The sequence below is a fragment of the Halococcus hamelinensis 100A6 genome (assembly GCF_000336675.1).
Lineage (GTDB): Archaea > Halobacteriota > Halobacteria > Halobacteriales > Halococcaceae > Halococcus > Halococcus hamelinensis.
Genome location: NZ_AOMB01000030.1, coordinates 51460 through 73725, shown reverse-complemented (window position 1 = coordinate 73725; position 22266 = coordinate 51460). Strand labels below are relative to the sequence as shown.

Annotated in this window: 20 protein-coding genes, 2 tRNA genes and 1 pseudogene; 13 read left to right on the top strand and 10 right to left on the bottom strand. The window is 67.7% G+C overall.

Going from position 1 to position 22266, the window contains the following annotated elements; genetic code table 11:
- Position 1: 1 nt before the first annotated feature.
- Positions 2–442, bottom strand: coding sequence for a DUF7344 domain-containing protein (locus C447_RS09530; RefSeq protein WP_007693296.1), 441 nt, complete (start codon positions 440–442; stop codon positions 2–4).
- A 116-nt stretch (positions 443–558) separates the two neighbouring features.
- Between C447_RS09530 and C447_RS09525 the strand changes: the two genes are divergently transcribed.
- From C447_RS09525 to C447_RS09515, 3 genes are all read left to right on the top strand, one after another.
- On the top strand, positions 559–1296 hold the full coding sequence (locus C447_RS09525) for a hypothetical protein (RefSeq protein ID WP_007693295.1): 738 nt from the start codon (positions 559–561) through the stop codon (positions 1294–1296).
- A gap of 26 nt (positions 1297–1322) precedes the next feature.
- Positions 1323–1405 (top strand) — tRNA-Ser (locus C447_RS09520).
- Positions 1406–1496: 91 nt separating this feature from the next.
- The gene (locus C447_RS09515) at positions 1497–2600 is read left to right on the top strand and encodes a DUF4153 domain-containing protein (RefSeq protein ID WP_007693294.1); all 1104 of its coding nucleotides are present in this window, start codon (positions 1497–1499) and stop codon (positions 2598–2600) included.
- Positions 2601–2621: 21 nt separating this feature from the next.
- Here the strand turns inward: C447_RS09515 and C447_RS09510 are convergent, their stop codons facing one another.
- Entirely contained in the window at positions 2622–3746 is a 1125-nt protein-coding gene (locus tag C447_RS09510) for a methyltransferase (RefSeq protein WP_237713430.1), read from the bottom strand.
- Positions 3747–4238: 492 nt separating this feature from the next.
- Positions 4239–5528, bottom strand: coding sequence for an MFS transporter (locus C447_RS09505; protein ID WP_007693292.1), 1290 nt, complete (start codon positions 5526–5528; stop codon positions 4239–4241).
- Positions 5529–5710: 182 nt separating this feature from the next.
- Here C447_RS09505 and C447_RS09500 point away from each other — a divergent pair, with 182 nt between their 5' ends.
- Both C447_RS09500 and C447_RS09495 read left to right on the top strand, forming a co-directional pair.
- Entirely contained in the window at positions 5711–6034 is a 324-nt protein-coding gene (locus C447_RS09500) for a DUF5785 family protein (protein WP_007693291.1), read from the top strand.
- Between the two features lie 48 nt (positions 6035–6082).
- Positions 6083–7519: a hypothetical protein gene (locus C447_RS09495; protein ID WP_007693290.1), complete on the top strand. Its 1437-nt coding sequence runs from the start codon at positions 6083–6085 to the stop codon at positions 7517–7519.
- 344 nt (positions 7520–7863) lie between these two features.
- Here the strand turns inward: C447_RS09495 and C447_RS09490 are convergent, their stop codons facing one another.
- From C447_RS09490 to C447_RS09480, 3 genes are read right to left on the bottom strand one after another with little or no spacing between them, the layout of a single operon-like run.
- A complete protein-coding gene (locus C447_RS09490) occupies positions 7864–8889 on the bottom strand; it encodes a lysylphosphatidylglycerol synthase transmembrane domain-containing protein (RefSeq protein WP_007693289.1) in 1026 nt (341 codons plus the stop codon).
- Positions 8886–9533, bottom strand: a complete 648-nt coding sequence (locus tag C447_RS09485; RefSeq protein WP_007693283.1) for a PHP domain-containing protein — start codon at positions 9531–9533, stop codon at positions 8886–8888. The genes C447_RS09490 and C447_RS09485 overlap by 4 nt, the downstream gene beginning before the upstream one ends.
- The gene (locus C447_RS09480; protein ID WP_007693281.1) at positions 9533–10453 is read right to left on the bottom strand and encodes a UbiA prenyltransferase family protein; all 921 of its coding nucleotides are present in this window, start codon (positions 10451–10453) and stop codon (positions 9533–9535) included. Before C447_RS09480 ends, C447_RS09485 begins: the two co-directional genes overlap by 1 nt.
- A 169-nt stretch (positions 10454–10622) precedes the next feature.
- Here C447_RS09480 and C447_RS09475 point away from each other — a divergent pair.
- The 4 genes and pseudogenes from C447_RS09475 (at position 10623) to C447_RS09460 (ending at position 15320) form a co-directional block, all read left to right on the top strand.
- Positions 10623–11695: pseudogene (locus C447_RS09475) on the top strand (NAD-dependent epimerase/dehydratase family protein).
- Between the two features lie 22 nt (positions 11696–11717).
- Positions 11718–12974, top strand: coding sequence for a hypothetical protein (locus C447_RS09470; protein ID WP_007693278.1), 1257 nt, complete (start codon positions 11718–11720; stop codon positions 12972–12974).
- A gap of 54 nt (positions 12975–13028) precedes the next feature.
- Positions 13029–13793: a GTP cyclohydrolase III gene (locus C447_RS09465; protein ID WP_007693276.1), complete on the top strand. Its 765-nt coding sequence runs from the start codon at positions 13029–13031 to the stop codon at positions 13791–13793.
- A gap of 93 nt (positions 13794–13886) precedes the next feature.
- Positions 13887–15320 (top strand): ABC transporter substrate-binding protein, encoded by a 1434-nt coding sequence (locus C447_RS09460; RefSeq protein ID WP_237713431.1) that lies wholly within the window; start codon positions 13887–13889, stop codon positions 15318–15320.
- 4 nt (positions 15321–15324) lie between these two features.
- On the opposite strand, the gene C447_RS09455 is transcribed toward C447_RS09460, so the two are convergent.
- From C447_RS09455 to C447_RS09440, 4 genes are read right to left on the bottom strand one after another with little or no spacing between them, the layout of a single operon-like run.
- Positions 15325–16134 carry an ABC transporter ATP-binding protein gene (locus C447_RS09455; protein ID WP_007693272.1) on the bottom strand — a complete coding sequence of 270 codons (810 nt, stop codon included), beginning with the start codon at positions 16132–16134 and terminating at the stop codon, positions 15325–15327.
- A complete protein-coding gene (locus C447_RS09450; protein ID WP_007693271.1) occupies positions 16131–17027 on the bottom strand; it encodes an ABC transporter ATP-binding protein in 897 nt (298 codons plus the stop codon). Before C447_RS09450 ends, C447_RS09455 begins: the two co-directional genes overlap by 4 nt.
- The gene (locus tag C447_RS09445; RefSeq protein ID WP_007693270.1) at positions 17024–18361 is read right to left on the bottom strand and encodes a branched-chain amino acid ABC transporter permease; all 1338 of its coding nucleotides are present in this window, start codon (positions 18359–18361) and stop codon (positions 17024–17026) included. The genes C447_RS09450 and C447_RS09445 overlap by 4 nt, the downstream gene beginning before the upstream one ends.
- Positions 18358–19461, bottom strand: a complete 1104-nt coding sequence (locus C447_RS09440) for a branched-chain amino acid ABC transporter permease (protein ID WP_007693269.1) — start codon at positions 19459–19461, stop codon at positions 18358–18360. Before C447_RS09440 ends, C447_RS09445 begins: the two co-directional genes overlap by 4 nt.
- 142 nt (positions 19462–19603) lie before the next feature.
- Here C447_RS09440 and C447_RS09435 point away from each other — a divergent pair, with 142 nt between their 5' ends.
- From C447_RS09435 to C447_RS09420, 4 genes are all read left to right on the top strand, one after another.
- Complete coding sequence (locus C447_RS09435) at positions 19604–20800, top strand: phosphoglycerate kinase (RefSeq protein ID WP_007693268.1); 1197 nt, start codon at positions 19604–19606, stop codon at positions 20798–20800.
- Positions 20797–21282, top strand: coding sequence for a GNAT family N-acetyltransferase (locus C447_RS09430; RefSeq protein ID WP_007693267.1), 486 nt, complete (start codon positions 20797–20799; stop codon positions 21280–21282). The genes C447_RS09435 and C447_RS09430 overlap by 4 nt, the downstream gene beginning before the upstream one ends.
- Positions 21283–21293: 11 nt before the next feature.
- Positions 21294–21367, top strand: a tRNA-Thr gene (locus C447_RS09425).
- A gap of 132 nt (positions 21368–21499) precedes the next feature.
- Positions 21500–22198, top strand: a complete 699-nt coding sequence (locus C447_RS09420) for an FxLYD domain-containing protein (protein WP_237713432.1) — start codon at positions 21500–21502, stop codon at positions 22196–22198.
- The last annotated feature ends 68 nt before the right edge of the window (positions 22199–22266 follow it).

The following is a 22266-nucleotide window of genomic DNA, read 5'->3' as shown; positions in this document are numbered from 1 at the left end:
TTCAGCCGCCATCGGGGTCGCACGCGCGGTCGATGCTCTCGACGAGGGCCGCGAGGCTGCCGACGCACTCGCCGTGGGCCACCATCCCCGAACGGTCGTTCCAGGCGACCACGTTCGCGGCGTCGAGCTTCGGGAGGTGGTTCTGGAGGAGCGAGACGTAGACGGTCTTTCGCTGTTCGGCCGAGACCGTCGCGGGCGGGATGTCGTGTTCCTCGCCCGCGATCGTCCGCGCGAGGTCGCCCATCCCGACGTCCTCGTCGGCGTCGAGCGTCGCGACGTGTTCGATGACCGCCCGTCGGCGGGCGTTGCTGATGAGTTCGCAGACGGTCCCGGTCGAGAGCGGTATCGATCCGCCGGGGTGCTCGACATCGTCGTCGGCCGTCCCACCGACGACCCACCCGGGCGCTCCCGAGGACGACCCGGCCGCGTTGTCGGAGACCATTGTCGTTGCGTGGATCACTCCGTCGCTGCAAATAAGACTCGCGGTCCGTCAGGTCGGTCACAGGAGCCCCCTTTCCGACCCACGTCGTTCAAGGCCGCCGCGCGCCGACGGCCGCCATGACCACCGTCGCCGTGCTCTGTGACCCGCCGCGAACGGGCGTCCTGCCCGACCTCGACCGATCGCCGCTCTCGCAAACGGACTGTTCGGCGCTCTACGCGGCGATGTGTGCCGACACCGTCCGTGCGGTCGAGGCCAGCGCCGCCGACCTCCTCGTCAACTACCGGGCCGACGACGAGGGCCCTCCGGAGGACCTCCGAACGGTCGTGAGGGACGCACTCGACGATCCGGACGAGGCACGCTTCGAGCCGCAGGTCGGGTCGACGTTCTCGGGGCGCGTCGGCAACACCCTCACGCACCTGCTCGAAACCGAGGACGAGAGCGCCGTGGTCGCCGTCGAGCCGACCGCGCCGTTCCTCGCCCGCGGCGACCTCGACGGGTTGGCGATGAAGCTCCGCCGAAACGACGTGATTCTCGGGCCCGCGTCCAACGGCCGGGTCTACGCCGCGGCGTTCGGGGCCCCCATCGACTTCGCGGACGCCTACACCGCCCCCGCCGTCACGACGCTCACCGACCGCGCGCTCGACGCGGGCCTCGATGTGGACTACGCGCCGATGCTCCCGGTGGTCGAATCCCCGGGCGACCTCGCGGGCGCGCTCGCGCTCGTCGAGGCCCGCGAACGCGCCGGGCGGCGAGTTCCCGAGCAGACCGTGGCGTGTCTCACTGACCTCGGGATCACGCTCACGACGGACGACGGCGAGCCGACGATTTCGAGACCGGATACCGACAGGTCTTAGACACGCGCGGCGGTAGTCGGGGTCGCGGTGGGGTGGCAGAGTGGACAATTGCGCCTGTCTTGAAAACAGGTGGCCTATGGCCTCATGGGTTCGAATCCCATCCCCACCGCGTTCCTCACGAACACCGACGCCGAGCGACGCGAATCACGAACTCGTCTCCAAAATAGTTAAGCCAAACCACTCTGCAATTTGAGAGGTCGATGTCCTCTCGATCCGTTTTCGTCGTCGTTCTCCTCGTTCTCTCCCTCGCCGTCGTCGGCGCGACTGCAGCGAGCCCGCCACCGGAGCCGCTGTGTGGCGTTTGTGACGACTCGCTCACCGACTCGGCGGCCGACCACGGTGTAGGGCTCTCGACCGAAGAGAGTCACCTCTCGATACGGGTCGCGGAGAACGGTTCCGCGCGCTGGCACGCTCGCGTCGAACTCCGCTCGGGTGCGGACGCCCTCCGGAGAGACGACCAGCGCAGACGGAACATCGTTCGGGACTCGGTCGATCGCTCGGCCATGGAGGGCCCGGGCGTTCGAAGCGCCGTCGAGAACGATACGCTCGTCGTGACCTACCGGGAATCCGACTTCGCCCGTCGCTCGGCCGGTGCCGTGGTCGTCGATTCGCTCACCAGTCCATCTCTCACTACCCGGGCCGACACAATCGTGGTCCACGCCCCACCGGGATATCGCCCCGCGAACCGACCGACCGGCGAGGCCACGACGAGCGGTTCGGCGGTGGTCTGGAGCGGTGGATCCGATGAGATCGGTTTCGAACCCACCCACCTAGCGTTCGTATCAACGGACGCGCTCGCTCCGGGTATCGTTGGACTGTTCGCCACCGCGCTCGCCGTCGGTCCAGAACTCGCCGCGGAGTCCCTGTCGATAGTGTTCTTCACGGTGCTCGTGCTCGGTGGGACTGCTGGGTTCCTGACACGCCGGTTAGACGGGACAGCGCAACGCAACGAGCGGGTCTCCCTCGTCGTGGCGCTGGGTGCGGCGGTCGCGTTTCTCACGGTCGTGTTCGCCGGTCGAAACCTCACCGACGGGTCCCGGATGGCTCTCTCACTGTTCGTACCGACAGCGCTGTTCTTCGGGCTGGGATATCACGCTCGACGGGACCGCCGAGCGTGGGGATTCGTCGTCACCCTCTCGGTCGCTCCGTTCCTCGGTGTGTTCGCGATGGCGCTCTTCGGGACGGCGGGCCCCGTATTCGGTGGTGGGTTCGCCGATCTCTTCTTCGACATCGGTGGCGTCATCGCCCTCGTGGTCGGTGTCGTCGCGTTCTTCGCGGGACGCAACATCGTTAGGAACGACTAACGAGAGCGGGGTAGCCTGCCCTCATCTGCTGGCTCGCAGGACGACGTGTTCCTCACTCGTTCGTAGTATCTCCACCGTCTCAAATCCCGAGAGATGCGCTCGGAGGTCGAGGTCGCGATGGTGGACCAGGACGAACGCACCACCGGGCGCGAGAACTTCGCGAGCACCCGCGAAGAGGTCCGTGAGTACGCCCCAGCCGGCGTGGGTCGGTGGGTTACAGAGAACGCGGTCGAACGGACCGGCAACGCCGTCGGTACAGTCGGCGGTCACGACGGATCCCGTCACACCGGATGCGGCGAGGGTGCGCTCCGCACAGCACGTCGCGACGCAGTCGTCGTCGGTGAGGCGGACGTCGCAGTCGGCGACCCGGGCGGCGTAAGTCCCGATAGCGCCGGAGCCACAACAGAGGTCGAGCACGCGGTCGCCGTCCTCGACGGTCGTGGTTTCGAGCAGCAGTCGCGTCCCATCGTCGAGCCCGGCCGCCGAGAACACCCCGGGAAGGGTGACAAGCGACAGTTCGGTGTCGTCCACCATCGTGCGGGTCGTTCGCGGCGAGACGAACGGTGGCGGATCGAACGTCGGGGGACGGGTGGCGCGGAGCACCACGAACTCGTCGCGCTCGGCGACCCGTTCGACGCTCGCCGCGAGGTCGCGAAGACAGGCCTCGTACCGCGTGAGGCCGGTGTGTTTCGCCGCCGCGAGGGAGAACGACCCGCCGGGACGGAGGACGGCGAGACCGTTCGCGATGCGCTGGCGGCCCATCGAGAGCGGTGTGTAGGGTTTCGGTGCGTACGTCACCGCGTCGAATCGCTCGTCGAGGGTTCGCGGGTCGGCGGTGAGCGTGGTCACCGCTTCGACGCCGTTCGCGCTCGCGTTTCGCTCGCAGAGACGCGCGGCACGGGCGCTCGATTCGGTCATCCGGACCGACCTCACCCGGCCGGCGAGCACGCAACCGACGACCCCGTAGGTGGCTTCGAGACAGCAGCAGTCCCCGAGGGCCGAATCCCAGAGCGCGTCGAGAAGCAGGAGTTCGGCCGTGCGAAACGAGCGCTTCGAGTGAACCCCGTCCGTGGTACGAAACCGATAGACGGAACGTGACGCCGAAACCCGCGATTCGAGTTCGAGAACGCGAGGATCGCCCGTCACTTTCGCCACCCCCACAGCGTGCGCGCGGGCCGGGCATCGGGTGGATCGACCGGATGCTCTCTCGAAATCGGGTCAGGTTCGAAGTCGTGGAAGCGGTGGCGGTGTTGTTGGCGGTGGCTGAGACGGTGGCGGTGGCCGAGGCGGTGCTGTGAGGAGCGATGCGGTCGGGTCAGCGGCGTGTTCGGCATTGGCGTGGATGCTGGGGGTCATGGGGATCTGAGAACGGGACAGTCCACGCGCTGCACCCGTCGAGAGGAACCGAAGAATGGTTCACGCACGACTGACGCGGCGCGCGAACCGAGTGCCGAACAGCGTCTCGCACCGGCGAACGCGACCGAACACGGTCGGCCGCCGGAACTTCCACCGTCGGCGAGCCGGTCGAATCCGTTGTGTGGCTACGTTACCGACGCACGGCGTTCGACCTGGAGCCCTTGTTCACTTCGAGTCGGACTCGTGGTTCATACAGGAAAATTCCACCGGTCGAACCCGACCTCAATCGTCGGCCGAGACGACCCGCTCGTCGACCGTGGAGGTGCCCTCGCCGACCAGAGCGACCAGAACGAGCGCGGCGGTGACGACGACGATCACGGCACACAGGAGGTACTCGGCGGTGTAGCCGAACCGTGTCGCGAGCGGGAGCGCGACCAGCGGGCCGAGAGTCCCCCCGAAATCGCCGAAGACGTTGTAGACGCCACCGAGTTTGCCGACGTCGTCGGCGGGGCTGATGTCGCCGAGGTAGGCCAGTAGCGGCAGACTCGTGCCCTCGACCCCGGCTCCGATGGCGGCGACGCCGACCAGGGTACCGGGCAGCGTCGGGACGAGCGCGAGCACCGCGAAGCCAGCGCCGAAGACGACGAGCGACGGCAGCGACGCCAGCGCCCGGTCGGGGAGGCGGTCGGCAGCGTTGCCGACGACGACGGTGGCTATCGCGGCGAATAACGCGCTCACCGCCATCACGACACCGCTGACGCCGGTCGCCGAGAGGAAGCCGATCCGGATGTCGTTCGCGTCGGCGTAGGTGACGATCGTCGAGAGCAGGATACCGGCGTAGAGGAATCGACCGGCGAAGTTCGTGAGTCCGATCGCCAACACCCGGAAGTCGGCGAGCGCGAGCCGCGGCACCTCCCGGAGTCTCGTTCGGTCTTCGACCTCGGCACGGAGGTCGGGCAGGACGAAGTAGGCCACGACCAGGGCGAGTACGTCGGCGACGCCGGCGAGCGCGAACGCCGCCCGAAACCCCACGAGGTTGGCGACGAGCCCGCCCGCCACCAGCCCCGCCGGGAAGCCGAGGGTCTGACCGCCGCGCATGTAGCCCGTCCACTTCCCGCGGTTCTCGGTCGTCGTGACGCGGGTGACGGTGCTGAACGCGCCGACGATCACGAACGCCGAGCCGACCCCCCAGAGGATCCTGGCGACGAGGAACGTGCCCGCGCTCGCCGCCGTGGTCGAGACGGGGAGCGCGGTCGCGATGCCGTTGGTCCAGACGTCCGTCAGACCGAGCACGTAGCCCACGGGGGCGAGCCCTTCGAGCAGAAAGCCGGCGAGCATCGGACGGCGAGTACCGAACCGATCGAGTATGGACCCGGCGGGCGCGTTCAGCACCATTCGGGTGAAGCGGTTGATCGAGAGGATCACGCCGACGACCAGCGCCGAGAACCCGAGGATGCTCCCGAGCTGGGGGAGCGTCGGGAACGCCACCCCGCCGACCATCCCACCGAAGAAGACCCCGACGACGAGGCTGAGCACGACCGTCCTGGTGTCGTACGGCGTCTCCTCGCTCATCGACCCTCCACCGGGTCGCGGTCGTCGGGCGGAACCCTGCTGGCGAACGAACGTCTCACGTCGATGGTATCCGCTACAGACGCTAAAGGATGGGGTTCGGCCGATCCGTACGCTGGCGCGACGCTCCCGACGATGCGCCGACGGACGGCAATCCTTTTGCGGCGAGCGCGGTAGGACCAAGTATGGCAGACTGGCCGCACGACCCCGATGGCGAGGAGGGCAGCGAGGGAATGCGAAAGTACGGGCAGGCGATCGTCGCGAAGAAGGTCGACGAGGGGGAGGACTTCCCGCTCGACGTCGCCGCGTTCGTGGCCGAACACGGCGACGAGCCGATCCGGCTCAACTACGAGCGGGTCGTGAGCCTCGAAGCGGTCTTCGACGGCGTCGAGGACGACGAGATCGAGGACATCCAAACGATGCACCAGCGCGTCGGCGAGTCCATGCGGACGAACGACCTCTGGGAGTACGACCCCGAGGCGGAAGGTCCCGAATCGAGCTCGGCCTGAGCCGGCACGGACGGAAGCACCTAAGCGTCGTGGACTGAACGGACGAGTATGGCCGCCGGGACCGACACCGCACGCCGATCGGACGGACTGTTCTCGGTGCGTGCGGTGCTCGGGATCGGCTGGGTGACGCTCACCTCGGTCGTCTTCTGCAACCTGGTCATCAAACTGTTCGACCGCCAGCTCCTCGACGCGCAGAACGTGCTGATCCCGAGGTACTGGCCGATCAGCAAGTTCGCGCTTCGGGTGACCCGCCTCCCGCTACCCGACGCGGCGGTCTTCACCGCGCTCGCGCTCGTCGTCTTCGCCGTCGCCGTGGTCGTTCTTCTCCGGACCGACCACCTCACCCTCCTCTCGGTGGTCGTCGCCGGCGGGGCGCTGCTCGTGCTCACCACCCTGACCCACGGCGTGGGACCGGGGATCCTCAGACCGCTCTCGGCCCCCGGCAACTACGAACGGGCGGCGATCGACATCTTCGACCCCGGCGGGTACTACCTCGCCGCGATCGACGTCGCCGACCCCGTTCGCTTCCTCGAAACCTTCGAGTCTCAGCAGCTCTCGCTCCCGCTGCACGCCCAGACCCACCCTCCGGGTGCGGTGCTCACCTTCTACGTCCTCGATACGATACTCCCCTCGGCGCTCTGGGTCTCGCTCGTCGTCGGTCTGGGGTCGCTCGCGCTCACCGCCCTCCTGCTCTCGCGGCTCCTCCGGACGTACTACCCCGCGTCGGTCGCGAACTACACCACCTTCCTGTTCGTCCTGCTCCCCGCGGTCCAGGTCTACACCCTCACCAGCCTCGATGCGATGATCACGGTCGTGATGCTCGCGGCGGTCTACTGCTTCACCAGGGACTCACCCCTCGTCGCCGCCCTCGGAACGCTCGTCTGCGTGTTCGTCGCCTCCACCCAGACCTTCACCTTCGTGTTCATCCTGCCCGTGCTCGGCGTGCTCGCGCTCGCCCGCCGCGAGAAGTGGCTCCCGTTCGTCGTGGTCCTCGTCGGCCTCGTGGCCGCCTACGCCCTCCTCGCAGTGGGCTTCGACTTCGATTACCTCCACTCGTTCTCGCTGGCGTCCGACCAGCAGAACACCGAGGGCTTCCTGCCGTTCGTCTCGCCCCTCCGCTACCTCTACACCCGGATCGAGAACGTCGCCGAGATCGCGCTGTTCTTCACGCCCTTCCTCTGCCTGCTCGCGGTCCGCGGCGTGCGCGTTCTCTGGCGGAGCGCCCGCGCCGGCGGTCGGGTGGACCGCGAGCCGCTGCTCCTGTTCGGCGGCGCGGTGCTCTCGCTCGGCGGCCTCTTCCTCGGAAGCGTCTACCACACCGGCGAGACCGCCCGCGGCGCGCTGTTCGTCTACCCGTTCCTGCTCGTCCCCGTCGCCGCCGTGGTCAGGGCCGCCGACGCCACGACCCGTCGGCGCGCGGTGCTCGCCGCCGCGGTGTTCGGCCAGGCGCTGTTCATGCAGTTGATCGGCGACTACTGGTGGTAAAACGCCCCCACCTTTTGCTGCGGTCGCTCGCTTCGCTCGCTCCCTGGCAAAATGTGGATCAAAAGCGCATCGGGTTCCCGTTGGTCACCCTCGCGCCCGCTCGCTCGTTTCACTCGCTCGCGGTGCAACAACTCGCATCTCCGCTCCCGCCGCCGCCCCGCACCGGCCACACGCCTCCCCAGCCGACTGCGCTCCTCGTTCGCTCCCGTTGGTCACTCACTCCGGTGCTCATCCCTCGCACAGTGTCCACGACCGGCCCTCACTATCGTTCGGACCGGTCGCGAGTGCGCGCCAACCGCTCCGGCCATGTGAAATAAATCAGGTGTCCGCTCCGCGCGATCCGGTTACGCCTCGGGATTCGGTTCGCCGCCGAGGAGTTTGTGGACGCTGAACACGGCGAATCCGAGGACGGCGGCGTACCAGAGCGTCCCCACCCGGACCACAAGCGTCGCGGCGACGGCGATCGGCTCCGCGACCGAGAACGTGAGCAGGAGTCCGGTCATGCTGGCCTCGGCCGCACCGAGCCCGCCCGGGAGGAGGCTCACCGCGCCGATCACCGAGCCCAGTGCGAAGACGAACACCGCGGCGAGGATCGAGACCTCGACCCCGAACCCGGCGAGGGTGACCCAGAGCGCGATGCCTTCGAGCGCCCACGCGACGACGCTGAGGACCGTGGCGAGCGCCAGCGGCCGGAGTCGGAAGAGGACGTAGGTGCTCTCGTAGAACGTCTCGAACTCGTCGGCGTACTCGCCGACGACGGGCAGGCCTTCGGCCCACGAGAGGATCCGAAGACAGCCCGCACGCCACTGGAGCAACCCCAGCCCGGCGACGAAGGCCACCACGACCGCCGCGAGGATCGCGGGCGACCGACCGTAGGCCACCACGCCGACCGACGCGAGCACCGCGAGCGAGACCACATCGGTGATCCGTTCGGCCCCGACGACGGGGGTCGTCTTGCTCGCCGGGACGTCCTCCATGTCGCGCAGGAGCCACGCCTTCCAGACCTCGCCCGCCTTCCCCGGCGTGACGACCATCATCAACCCGCTGAAGAACACCGTGAGGCTCGTCGTCCGGGGCACGTCGATGTCGAGTTCGTCGAGGTAGAGCTCCCACTTCACGAACCGGACGAGATAGCCGACCGTCGTGAGCCCGATCACGACCGCGAACGCCCGCATATCGAACTGTGCGAGCGCGCTCGTGACTTGGCCGGCGTCGCCGAAGAGGAAGAGCCCGGCGAACACCACGACCGTGAGCACCGCCGTCACCCAGATCCCGTGCTCGCTCACCACCCGCCGAACGCGGCCGGTGAGCCCGTCCGGCTCGCCCGCCGGTTCCCCGCCCGGTCGACCTTCGTCGGGGAGCCCGCTCATGGCCTCGCGCCCCCGACCAGCCGTCGCGCCTGCTGGACCTTCGTGAGAACGTGGCCCGACGCGTACCGGCCGTGCCCGCGAGGCGTGGTCGAGCCCTCGCGGATCGCGTCCGTAAGGGAGCCCTCGACCGCCGTGTACGCCCGACCGACCTCCCGCGGGAAGTGGGCGTCGCTGCCGCCCGTCATCGACAGTCCATGATGGTTCGCGTACGCGCGTGCCTGCCGGTTGAACGACTCCCGGACACACCGGGAGTTCTCGACCTCGACCCCGTCGACGGCCGCCGCGAGGTCGTCGAGGTCGCGGTCGTAGTACTGCCGGAGCGAGTCGAACGGGTGCGAGAGCACCGCGAGCCCGCCCTGGTCGTGGATCCGGTCGACGACGCTCAGCGGATCCGTCTTCGGTGGCGTTTCGGCGACGTCGATCCCCAGGAGGTGCCCCTGCGTCGTGGTGACTTCGACGCCCGATATCACGTCCAGCCCCTCGGGAGCCGCCGCACGAACCCGCTCGACGTTCGCGAGGGTGTCGTGGTCGGTCACCACGATGCCGTCGAGGCCCGCGTCCGTCGCGGCCGCAGCCACGTCCTCGGGCGGGGTCGCCGAACACGGCGAGGCGTCGGTGTGGACCTGGAGGTCGTAGCGGTCCATCAGACCACCCCGGCCCCGACCAGCCAGGCCCGGGGGCGGCCGTAGAGCACTATCACCGCGATCAGCCCCCAGAGCGCGAGGTTGAGGATGAACTGACGGTCGATCAACAGCACCTCCGGCGAGACGCCGGAGTCGGTGGTGTGAACCAGGTGGTGATACCGGAAGACCCCGAAGAAGGCGAACGGGAGCGTGAGCATCATCGCGAGCTTCGCGCCGGTGAAGGTGTAGATGGAGTAGGAGATCAGGAGGGTGGAGGTCACGATCCCGAGGAGCTGGTCGAGGGTCTCGGGGGTGTACTCCTCGAGGGTCGCCCGGGTCTCGCCGGGCAGGTCGCTGGCCTCGAACTCGTTGCGGCGCTTGCCGATCGCGAGCAGGAGGGCGGCGAGGAACGTACAGACCACGAGCCAGGGACTGAGCGCGACGCCGATGGCGACCACGCCCGCCACCGCCCGAAGTACGAACCCGATCGCGATCAGCATCACGTCGACCAGCACGACGTCCTTGAGATAGAGCGAGTAGAGCACGTTCTGTGCGATGTACGTCAGAACGACGATGAGGAAGAGCCGTCCGAGGGCGTACGACAGCACGAACCCGCCGGCCAGCAGCGCGACCGCGAACGCGCCCGCGGTCGTGACGCTCACCTGACCGGAGGCGATCGGTCGGTTGCGCTTCGTGGGGTGTTTGCGGTCGGCCTCGACGTCGCTGATGTCGTTGAAGATGTAGGTCGCGCCGGCGATCGCACAGAAGGCCAGCACGCCGAGGACCACCTGACTCCACGCCGCGGGGTTGAACAGCTCCCGCGAGAAGACGATCCCGATGAGGAGGACCGACTGCTTGTACCACTGCCACGGACGGATCTCGTAGGCGAGACCGACGACTGTGTCGACGATGCTGCTCCGCTGTGTCTGCGCCTCGCCCATTGCACCCTTCTGCGGGATGGGCTCCCATAAAACGGCCGATCGGTGCGGACCGTTCCGCATCGTTTCCGGCGTCCGGGACACGTTTCAGCACGTTTCATCCCCGAAATCCCGCGCCGAAACGCGACCCGTATCGGTAGATAGTTCAAACCCCATCGTGAATCACGGGGCAATGCAAGCACAACAGCAAGCGGACGAACGGCTCACCGAGCCCGGGACGCTGCTCGTCACCGGCGGCACCGGATTTCTCGGGCTTCACACCTGCGAATACTTCAAGGAACGCGGCTGGGACGTCGTGGCGCTCGACCTCAAACCTTTCAAACCCGAAGACGAGATCGAGGGCGTCGAGTTCATCGAGGGCGACGTCCGCGACGAGGAGTCCATCGCCGCCGCGCTCGAAGAGTCGGGTGCGGACTCGGTCGTCCACACCGCCGCGGCGCTCCCGCTCTGGGACGACGAGCGCATCCGCGACACCACCATCAACGGCACTCGCAACGTGCTCTGGGCCGCGAAGGACGCGGGCGTCGACCGCGTGGTCTACATCTCCTCGACCGCGGTCTACGGCACCCACGACCACCACCCCATCACCGAGGAGTCCCCGCTCGACGGCGTTGGTCCCTACGGCGAAGCCAAGATCGAGGCCGAGCAGATCTGCCGGGACTTCCGCCGGCAGGGCATGTGCGTTCCGATCCTCCGACCGAAGACCTTCATCGGCCCGAAGCGCCTCGGGGTCTTCCAGGTCCTGTTCGACTGGATCGAATCCGGCGCGAACGTCCCGATGGTCGGCTGGGGCAACAACAAGTACCAGCTGATGCACGTCTACGACCTCGTCCGCGCGATGGAGTTCATGTTCGCGAAGGAGGACGAGGAGGTCAACACCACGTTCAACGTGGGTGCCGAGGAGTTCGGCACGATGAAGGAGGACTTCCAGGCCCCGATCGACTACGCGGGCACCGGCAAGCGCACCGTGGGCACCCCGACCCCGCTCACGGTGTTCGCGCTCCGCACGCTCGACAAACTCAACCTCTCCCCGCTCTACCCCTGGGTCTACGAGACCGCCCACGAGGACTCGTACGTCTCCGTCGAGAAGCTGAAATCCCTCGGCTGGGAACCCCGCTACTCCAACAAGGAGGCGCTCGTCGAGACCTACGAATGGTATCTCGACAACTACGACGACCCCGAGACCTGTCTCTTATACACATCTCTGANCTCACGCTGGTGAAGGGCGTCTTCAAACGGATCTAACGCCGCTCGTGGCGCGTCATCGATGAGTTCCCGCCAGTCCGTCGCCAACGTGTGGCGCGACCACGAACTCCCCGCCGCCATCCTCGCGAGCGCGACGCTCGTCGGCCTCGTGGTGGCCGGCGCGTCGCTGCTCGTCGATCCGCTCCTCGTCGTGCGACCCGGCGACGCGCCGAAGTACTTCCAGATCGCACGGGCACCGTTCGACGCGACGGACGTGCCGTCCGCGCCGTTTCGCTATCGCGTGGTGACGCCGACCCTCGCCTGGTTGCTCCCGACCTCCCGACTGACCGGGTTCGCGGTCGTGAACCTCTCGGCGCTGACCGCGGCCGGGGTCGTGGGCTACGCCTACCTCCGCGACCTCGGGTTCGGGGTTCGGCGAGCGGCGTTCGGCCTCGCGCTGTTCGTGGTCTCGCCGGCGGTCGCGTACCTCTCGACCAACCTCGTGCTGGTCGACGGCGTGACGATGTTCATGCTGGCATGCGTGTTCTGGGCGGCCTACCGCGACCGACTCCTCGTCTTCGCGCTCCTCCTCGCGCTCGGCGTCGCCACCAAGGAGAGCGTGCTGTTCGCCCTCCCGATCTACGGGCTCTACTGCCTCCAGCGACGGGGAGTCCGTGGCGTGGTCCGTCCCATCGCCGCGGCGATACCCGCCGGCGTAATGTACCTCGGCTTGCGGGTGTTCTACGGCTTCTCGGGCGACACCCTGGGCGCGATCGTCGCCCGCGGGGTCGGCGCACAGCTCGATAAGTTCGCGATGAGCGTCTTCTACATCCCCTACGAGGTCTACAGCGCCTTCGGCACGCTCTGGGTGCTCGCGGCGCTCTACGGGGTCGTCACGCTCCCGAAAGTCGTTCGCGAGCGGTCCGTGGACCGCCGAACCGCGTTCCTCGCCGCCGGGATCGCCGTCGTGCCGCTCGCCTTCCTCCAGCCGCTCATCGCGCGCAACATCACCCGGGTGCTGTTCATCGCCTTCCCGGTCGTGATCCCGACCGCGCTGCTCGGTATCGAGTCCCTCTCGCGCCGGCTACGGCTCGCGTTCTGTGGCTTCGCGGCGCTGGCGGGGCTCGCGGGCATCGCGGGTGCGCTCGTGGTGCTCCCCTCGCTCGCCGGCAGCGTCGAGTCGGTGTCGCTCCCCGCCATCCAGTACCTCGCGCTCGTCGGCGCGGCGAACGAACTCGTGGTGATCCTCGCGGTGCTCGCCGGTGGATCGGCTGACACCGGGGCGGGGGAGCCGTCCGCTCCGCCGTTGCGAACCGAGTCGCGTTCGAGAGCGGACTGAGCCGAGCCTCGATATCCAAAGACGCATACTGGCGGCTTCCATAGCCCGACCACCGTGACGAACACGCAGGTAACGCTCATCCAGATCGACAACTACGGGCCCTGGACCGTCACCCCCGAACCGCGTCGCGAAGTCGACCTCCAGACGCTCCAGTCGCGCCTCTATGCCGACCTCTCGCAGCTGTTCGGCAACCGCGACGGCTACGTCTTCTTCTCGCGGTTCGACAACATGATCGCGGTCACCAACGGCATCGGGATGGACGCCCACGCGCTGGTCCAGGAGTCGGTGGCGAACCGGTATCCCGTGACGCTGAGCCTGAGCGTCGCGACCGGTGGGACCCCCGCCGCGGCGCTCGACACGGCGAGTACGCAGTTACAGGACGCGGGCAGCGCCCAGGCGAAGGACCGCCGGGAGATCCTGCGCGGCGAGCCGGTAGCCGAGGACCGTCGAACGGCCGAGGACGTCCAGGTCGCCCACTTCGACGTCAACGACGCGACCGAGAAGTACACCGACCGGATCGGGGCCTTCGACACCTTCATCCACATCGAGCAGGGCTACGCCGAACTCATGCGCTACCTCCGCGAGGCCCACGACTCGCTCGCCTTCTTCGTCGGCGGCGACAACATCATCGCGGTCTGTTCGAGCCTCGACGAGACGGCCTACCACGACGCCATCGCGCACGTCCGCGAGGTGGTCGACGTCGACCTCAAGGTCGGGGTCGGGCGGGCACGGACCGCCCAACCGGCCGGAATGGCCGCGAAACACGCCCTCGAAGTCTGTCGGCACGACGGCCGCGACGTGGTCTTCGACGAACCGTAGGACCCGACGGCCGTAATTTCGGTTGAAACCGGCCGTGAGCAGCCGAAACGATGGGGAAGACTTATGACCTCGTCAACGAAGTGTTTCGGTATCATGTCACGTGATCACAAACGGCGTGAATTTCTCGCGGCTCTCGGCGTGGCCGGTATCGCTGGCGTCGCCGGGTGTGCGAGCGACGACGGCGGGAGTGGGGGCAACGGAACCAGTGGTGGAGGCAGCGGAAGCGGCGGCGAAGGGACCGGCGGTGGCGGAGGCGAAACCGGCGGTGGTGGATCTGGAACCAGCGGCGGTGAGGGGGGTACGAGCAGTGGAAGCGGTGGCGGCGGTGGTGGAAGCGGGGGTCGGTCGATCAAGGTCGGCGTCCTCCAGCCGACGACGGGCGACCTCGCCTCGGTCGGCCAGCCGATCCAGCAGGCGGCGTTGTTGCCGGCCCGCCAGCTGAGCGACTCCGACCTCGGCTTTCCGATCGACACCCAGACCGAGGACACCCAGACCGACCCCCAGGCCGGTATCACCGCGGCGCAGTCGCTGGTCGACGGCGGCTATCCCTCGATAACCGGTGCGGCCTCCTCCGAGACCACGATCCAGGTCGCCCAGGAGGTCACGATCCCGAACCAGGTCGTGCTGGTCTCGCCCGCGAGCACCTCGCCCGACATCACCGACCTTCAGGACAACGGCTACGTCTACCGGACGCCGCCCTCGGACGCGCTCCAGGGGCAGGTACTGGCGCAGGTGGCCAACGAGCGCGTCAGCGCCTCGACGGTGTCGGTCATGTACGTCAACAACTCCTACGGCCAGGCGCTCGCGGATAGCTTCGTGCAGGCCTTCGGGGAGGGGAACGTGCCAGCGCAGGTCTCCTTCGAGAAGGCCCAGTCCTCCTACACCTCGAAGCTCCAGCAGGCGATGTCGTCGAGTCCCGATGGACTCCTCGTGATCGGCTACCCCGAGAGCGGCAATCAGCTCTTCCGGGATTACTACTCGAACTACAGCCGCGACACGACCATCATGGTGACCGACGGCCTGCGCGACCCGGAACTCCCGGGCAACGTCGGCCAGTCGATGACGAACGTGATCGGCACCGCGCCGCTCGCCGCGGGGCCCGCCCAGGAGTTCTTCACCAACGCCTTTCAGGAACAGTACGGCAACGAACCCGGCGTGTTCACCTCACAAGCCTACGACGCCACCGCGGTCCAGATCCTCGCCAACGCCGCCGCGGGCGAGAACAGCGGTCCGGCGGTCCAAGAGCACGTCGCGGCCGTCGCCAACCCCGGTGGAACCGCCGTCGGCCCCGAGAACCTCGCGGAAGGGGTTCGGATGGCCGCCAGCGGCGAGGCGATCAACTATCAGGGCGCATCGAGCAGCGTGAACTTCGACGACAACGGTGACGTCGAGTCCGTCACCTACGAGGTCTTCGCCTACGCCGAGGACGGCAGCATCGAACAGGAGGACACCGTCGAGTTCAGCGCGGGCGGCGGTGGCGGGAGCGGTGCCAGCGGCAATTCGAGCGCGAACGCCACCAGCGGGTAGTCGGCTACCCGCCGAGGAACTCCTGGCGCACCTCGTCGTTACCGAGCAACGCTTCGCCGGTGTCGTCGAAGCGGTTCTGGCCCTGGACCAGCACGTAGCCCCGGTCACACCGCGAGAGCGCCTCGACCGCGTTCTGTTCGACCATCAGGATTGCGGTGCCCGACTCGTTGATGGCGTCGATCCGGTCGAACATCTCGTCGACGAGGTCCGGGGCGAGCCCCGCCGAGGGTTCGTCGAGCATCAGGAGGTCCGGGTCGAGCATCAGCGCCCGGCCCATCGCGAGCATCTGGCGCTGGCCGCCCGAGAGCGTGCCCGCGCGCTGTGTCTGCCGTTCTTCGAGGATCGGGAACCGCTCGAAGACCCAATCGAGCCGGTACTGGGGCACCGAATCGAGGATGTACGCCCCCATCTCCAGGTTCTCGCGCACCGACAGCCCCGCGAAGACGTTCTCGTTCTGGGGGACGTAGCTCACGCCCCGGTGGATTATCCGCTCGGGGGCGAGCCCGCTGATGTCGTCGTCGTCGAACCGTATCTCCCCACCCATGTAGGTCGTGAGCCCGAAGACGGTCTTCATCACCGTCGACTTCCCCGCGCCGTTCGGCCCGACGATGGTGACGTACTCGCCGTCGTGGACCGCGAGGTCGACGGCCGAGAGGATCTGGAGGTCGCCGTAGCCCGCGTCGAGCGCCGAGACCGCGAGCAGGTCGCCAGGGAACTGTGCGGACGATTCGTCCGTCGTCGATGCCGCTGTGGATTCGTCCGTCGTCGGGGAGCCATCCCCGTCCCCGGATTCGTCCGTCGAGTCGGCGCTCATACGTTCGCCCCCAGGTAGGCGTCGATCACGCGTTCGTCCGCCCGAACGGTTTCGGGGTCGTCGTCGGCGAGCACGCGACCCTGGTGCATCACGATGACGCGCTCGCAGTGTTCCATGATCACGTCCATGTCGTGTTCGACGAGGAGGAAGGTGTAGCCCTCCTCGCGAAGCTCGTGGACCTGCGCGAGGAGTTTCCGTTCGAGCGTGGGGTTCACCCCCGCGAGCGGTTCGTCGAGCAGGACGACGTCGGGGTCGGTGAGGAGCGCCCGCGCCATCTCGAGGAGTTTGCGCTGGCCACCCGAGAGGTTGCCCGCGTACTCCTCGGCGAGGTGGTCGATCTCGAAGCGTTCGAGCGTCTCCCAAGCCCGATCCCGGAGTTCGCGTTCCTGGGTGCGGACGCCGCCCCGCGCGCCCGGCAGCACCGACCGCCAGAGCGATTCGCCCCGCTGTCCCCGCGGCGCGAGCAGCATGTTCTCGAGCACCGTCATCTCGGTGAGTTCGCGGGTGATCTGGAACGTTCGAACCAGCCCACGGTTCGCGATCCGATGTGGTCTGAGACCCGTGATCTCCTCGTCGCGAAGGTGGACCGAGCCACCGGTGGGACGATGGACACCCGTGATGCAGTCGAAGGTCGTCGACTTCCCCGCGCCGTTCGGCCCGATGAGCCCCGTCAGCGACCCTTCCTCGATGTCGAAGCTCACGCCGTCGACCGCGGTCAGCCCGCCGAACTCCTTTCTGAGGTCGCGGACCCGGAGGGGTTTGCCCGGCGGCGTTCGACGGGCGGCGCGTTCGACGTCGGATTCGGTGTCGGGGTCGATCTCGGAGAGGTTCTCCGGGCCACCCTCCGTCCCTTCGATGACGTTCGTCTGGTCGGCATCACCGGTTTCGCTCATCGGCCTTCCTCCGTTCGTGGTCCGCCGTCGGCGCGGGCGGCCGTGGACTCGTCAGAGCTGGGTCGTGCGAGCGAGACCGCCGCCGCGGGTTCCGTCCGATGGCCGAGCAGCCCGTCGGGACGGTTCTGCATCAGGTAGACCAACACGACCCCGAGAAGGACGAACCGGAGGCTGGCGATGTCGCTGAGCGCGTACGCCACTACCGGCTCCGGATCCAGTGTCCCAAGCGCGCCGACGGCGGCCGTGAACGTGTTCGGCCCGCTTCCGAGGTCGAAGAAGTTGCCGACGATCCGGCCGACGTAGGTCGGACCGAGGAACAGGAGGCCCGCGAACAGCGCGCCGCCGATGACGCTCCCGGTGTTCGATCCCGAGCCGCCGATGATCACCGCGGTGAAGACGTAGAAGGTGACGATCGGCAGGAACTGCGCGGGCGTGATCCGGCCCTGGCTGCCCTGCCAGAGGATCCCCGCGAGCCCCATCAGCGCGCAGCCGAGCATGAAGGTCTTGACCTTGAACCGACGGGTGTTCTTCCCCAGCGCGTTCGCCACGAGTTCGTCCTCCCGAATGGCCTTCAGCACCCGACCGAACGGCGAGTTGCCGACCCGCGAGAGCAGGAGGTAGAAGGCGACGACGAACAGCACGAGCACCAGGGTGTATGTCGAATCCACGACCGTGGTGTCGCCGATCCCGAGCCCGGAGAAGAACCCGAAGACCGCGTCGCCGAGGGCCGTGGTTCCAGCCCCCGGGCTCGCGGGGTCGGTGTAGTAGAGCGCACCGACCGGGTTGGTTGGAGCCTGGATCCCGCGTGCGCCGCCGGTACCGAGCTCGACCCCGCCGAGCGAGAAGGTCTGAACGGGGGTGGAGTTGTAGATCAGTCGGATGATCTCCGAGAGCGCGAGCGTGACGATGGCGAGGTAGTCGGCCCGAAGCCGGAGTGCCGGGAGCGCCGCCACCGCACCGACCAGCGCCGCCGCGAGCATCCCGCCGACGATGCCGACCCAGAGCGGCAGGCCGAGCCCCGGGATCCCACCGACCTCGGGGTTCACGGGCGCGGTCAGCATCGCCATGGTGTAGGCCCCGACCGCCATGAAGCCGGCGACGCCGATGTTGAACAGGCCGGCGTACCCCCACTGGAGGTTCAACGCGAGCGCCACGAGCGCGTAGACCGCCGCGAGGAACGTGACCTGCTGGAGGGTGCTCACGATCCCGCCGACGCTGAGCCCGAGCATCCAGCCGAAGACGATGTAGAGCGCGTAGAGGCCGAACACGACCCCGAGCACGAGGGTCGTGTCCGTCCCGGAGAGCCGCCGGCGCAGTCCCTCGACGGCGCTCATGTGGTCGTCACCCCGCTGAACAGCCCCGAGGGCTTCACGACGAGAACGACGATCATCACGGCGAACGCCACGGCGGTCGTGAAGTCGGAGGGGATCCAGACGAGCGAGACCTGGCTGGCCAACCCGATCACGAGGCCGCCGAACATCGCGCCGTAGACCGACCCGATCCCGCCGAGGATCACTGCCGCGAAGATCAGGAGGAGCAGCGTCCAGCCGAAGTCGAAGCTGATGGTTCCGGTTTCGAGCGTGACGAGGTAGCCCGCCGCGCCGGTGAGCCCCCCGCCGATGATCCAGGTCATGCGGACGACGCGCTCGGTCGGGATGCCCGTGACGCGCGCGAGGTCACGGTTGTCGGCCATCGCACGCATCGCGGTGCCGAGCTTGGTGTACTGGAGCAGGACGTGAACGCCGGCGAGTAGAACGACGGTGCAGACCGCGAGCGTGGCCTCGTGGGCGTTTATCTGGATCCCGATGCCGGGAACGGTGACCCCCGGAACCTCCCCGCCGGTGACGCCCGGTGCGCTGGTGCCGAAGACGAACGCGAGGAGGTAGCGGAGCGCGAGCGCGACCCCGATGCTCGCGATGAGGAGCGCGATCCCCTCCTGGTTGCGCATGGGCTTGTAGGCCACGCGGTCGAGGACCAGCGAGAGAACGATCGCGACGCCCACCGCGACGACGAGACCCGCGACGACGGCGAGCGGAGTCGAGACCACGCTGACGCCGACGTCGCCCGCCGTGGCGTCGCCGCTCACACCGACGAGGACGAGGTCGCCGAGCGGGAGCGCGCCGAAGCCCGCGACGACGTAGGTCGTCGCCCAGCCAGCGAACGCGCCCGTCGAGATGTAATCGCCGTGTGCGAAGTTCGCGAATCCGAGGATCGAGTAGGTCATCGAGAGCCCCACGCCGGCGAGGCCGAGTTCGAGCCCGAGGATCAGCCCCTCCTTCACGAAGATACCGAGGCTGAGCGCCGAGAGCGAGCCGTCGAGCAGCTTGCGAACGAGGTCGAGCAATAAGATCACGCAGACGACCGCGACGAGCAAACCGAGCGGCTGCTCGGCGAGGTAGTTTCGGCCGCGAGAGTAGGTCTCAGCGATAGCCATGATAGTGTTCCACATGAATCGCGGTAGGGATGTGCTAATAAGCTTTGCTCACCGCCCCAAACGACGCGCAGCCTCGAACCGAGGCCAGGGAGGTCCGCCCGGAGGGAAAGGGATTTGCCGGGTGCCCGAAATAGGGATAGCAATGCTCCAAACCCTCGACGACCTCGACCTGGAGGGCGTCGCCGTCGGGGTCCGCATCGACATCAACAGCCCGCTCGCTAACGGGAACGACGGGCTGGCCGACGACGCCCGACTGCGCGCCCACGTCGAGACCCTCTCGGAGCTCGCCGAACGGGGCGCGCGAGTCGCGGTGCTCGCCCACCAGGGCCGGCCCGGCGACGACGACTTCTCCACCCTCGCCGCCCACGCCGACCGCCTCGACGAGCTACTCGATGCCCCCGTCGGCTACTGCGACGCCACGTTCTCGGCGGCGGCGCGCGAGGCGGTCGCGGGGCTCGACCCGGGGGACCTCGTGGTGCTCGAGAACACTCGCTTCTACGCCGAGGAGTACATGGAGTTCGAGGCGGCCGACGCCGCGAACACCCATCTCGTCGAGGGGTTGGCCCCCGTGCTCGACGTCTACGTCAACGACGCGTTCGCGGCCGCCCACCGCTCCCAGCCCTCCCTGGTTGGCTTTCCCGAACGGCTCCCTGGCTACGCCGGCCGGGTGATGGAGCGCGAACTCGACGTACTGGGGGCGATCGAGGAGACCCCGACGCCGCGGGTCTACCTCCTCGGCGGCGCGAAGGTCGGCGACTCGGTCGGCGTCGCTCGAAGCGTGCTCGAACGCGGGCTGGCCGATACGGTCCTCACCGCGGGCGTCGTGGGCAACGTCTGTCTGCTCGCGGGCGGCGCGGAGCTCGGCCCCGCGACCTCGGAGTTCGTCTACGACCACGGTTACTGGGACGAGATCGACCGTGCGGGCGACCTCCTCGACACCTACGACGAGATCGAGGTGCCGCGGGACGTCGCGGTCGAGCGTGACGGCGAGCGCCACGAGGTCGCCGTGGACGAGTTCCCGCCGGCGGCCGACTCGCCGGCGATGGACGTCGGGGGTCGAACCGTGTCGGCCTACGCCGAGGTGATCGAGTCGGCGGGAACGGTGATCCTCAACGGGCCGGCGGGCGTCTTCGAGGAGGAGACGTTCGCCCACGGCACCCGCGACCTCTACACCGCGGCCGCCGGGGCCGAGTACAGCATCGTCGGCGGCGGCGACACCGCGGCGGCGATCCGGCAGCTGGGGATCGAGGGCTTCTCGCACGTGAGCACGGGCGGCGGCGCGTCGCTGACGCTGCTCGCGGGTGATTCGCTCCCGGCGGTCGAGGCGCTGCGGGCGTGAACATCGAGTCCCCGAGCACGGAAGCCGCCGACGCCATCGCCGATATGTGGGTCGAACTGGCGCGGGGACAGCGCGCCCACGGCTCGCATCTCCACGCCGAGGAGAACAGGCGGACCATCCGCGAGGCGGTCGTTCGGGACATCATCACCGACGGGCTGTTGGTCGCGCGCGACGAGGCGGGCGACCTCGCTGGCTTCGTGATGTTCGGGCCGGAGTCCGAACAGTACGCCCAGGACGTCTCGCGGGGTATCGTGCGAAACCTCGTGGTCCGGCCCGAGCGCCGCGACGAGGGGATCGGCGGTGCGCTCCTCGACGCGGCCGAGAACGCCCTTCGAGCCGAGGGATTCGACGTCGTCTCGCTCTCGGTGCTCGCCGACAACGACGGCGCACGGCGATTCTACGAACGGCACGGCTACACGCCACAGCGGCTCGACCTCGAGAAACGCCTCGAAAGCGATAGCCACAAATCCACAGGGTGGTAACTCCCGGCCGCGCCAGGGGAGCTTGGGCGGTGCAAGCACTCGATTTGTAATCGAGAATTCGTGGGTTCAAATCCCACCCCTGGCTTCCTCACGACATATCAGAGCCACTACGCGCAGCGCCGGATCGCTCGGGCGTAGAAACTCCTCGTCAGTTTCTCGGAGTTTCACGTTGTCGGAAAACAAAGAACTATCCCGACTAAATCTATATTTATTCCTGATGCACCGACGTAAGTACATATCAGCGGTTGGAATTGCAGTAGGAGCTGGACTCGCAGGATGTAGCGGTGAGACGGGCGGCAACAACAGTAGCAGCGGTGGGAATGGTTCCAATGGCGGGAGCGAAAGCACCGAAGCCAGCGGCGGCAGTGAGAGCACGGAGGCTTCGGGTGGAAGCGAGGAGACCGAGATGTCCACCTCCGGTGAGGACGGCGAGTCGACATCCATGTCGACCAGTGAGGGCGAGGACAGCGAGTCGACCTCGAATGAGGAGGACTCCGAGGACGACTCCACCGCGACCAGCGAAAGCGAAGATTCGGATAGTGGGCAAGATTCCGACTCGACTGCAACGAGCGAAAGCGAGGGTTCTAGCGGCGACAGTGACGGTTCCTCCGGAGATATCGAGCTCGACGAGCAAGATATTGTGGACGGCGTAACGCTCGACGAGAGCGAATGGTACAACGAGGATAGCGGGATCTCGACCGGCGTGCGTGGGCAACTCACTGCGGAGCAGGACTTTGATTTCCTCTTCATCAACGCCCAGATCTACGATTCAGAGGGTACCCGCATCGGCGAAGGGAGCGATAGCTCCGAGGGTGTCTCCAGCGGCGAGTCGCTCACTTTCGACTGCATCATGGCTCCCAGTGATCCTTCGGCGGTCGCGAGTTACAACATCCAGATTTCGCCGGATGCGATGTAGCTGAGACGATTTAGACAAGCACCGCCCACTCTTTCCCGATTCACAGCGAAAACGCGGTGTTCCGCAAC